Annotated in this window: 1 rRNA gene; it reads right to left on the reverse strand. The window is 47.1% G+C overall.

From position 1 onward, the window contains the following. Positions 1–532, reverse strand: a 23S ribosomal RNA gene (locus tag ACM6J5_RS20445); the annotation flags it as partial. Between the last annotated feature and the right edge of the window lie 164 nt (positions 533–696).

The raw sequence follows: 696 nt of genomic DNA on the forward strand, positions 1-696 counted from the left end.
GGCTCCCACTGCTTGTACGCATACGGTTTCAGGATCTATTTCACTCCCCTCTCCGGGGTTCTTTTCGCCTTTCCCTCACGGTACTAGTTCACTATCGGTCAGTCAGTAGTATTTAGCCTTGGAGGATGGTCCCCCCATATTCAGACAAAGTTTCTCGTGCTCCGTCCTACTCGATTTCATTGATAAGAGATTTTCGCGTACAGGGCTATCACCCACTATGGCCGCACTTTCCAGAGCGTTCCGCTAATCTCAAATCAACTTAAGGGCTAGTCCCCGTTCGCTCGCCACTACTAAGGGAATCTCGGTTGATTTCTTTTCCTCAGGGTACTTAGATGTTTCAGTTCCCCTGGTTCGCCTCTTGCACCTATGTATTCAGTACAAGATAACCATCTTATGATGGCTGGGTTCCCCCATTCAGACATCTCCGGATCAAAGTCTGTTTGCCGACTCCCCGAAGCTTTTCGCAGGCTACCACGTCTTTCATCGCCTCTGACTGCCAAGGCATCCACCGTATGCGCTTCTTCACTTGACCATATAACCCCAAGCAATCTGGTTATACTATGAAGACGACATTCGCCGAAAATTCGATTGAGCTCCTAAGAGCAACTCACAAATTTTACCTTAGCCTGATCCGTTACCAGTGAAAGTAACGTTCAGTCTATCTTTCTATCACATACCCAAATTTTTAAAGAACGA

The sequence above is a fragment of the Pseudomonas sp. IT-P74 genome (assembly GCF_949768175.1).
Lineage (GTDB): Bacteria > Pseudomonadota > Gammaproteobacteria > Pseudomonadales > Pseudomonadaceae > Aquipseudomonas.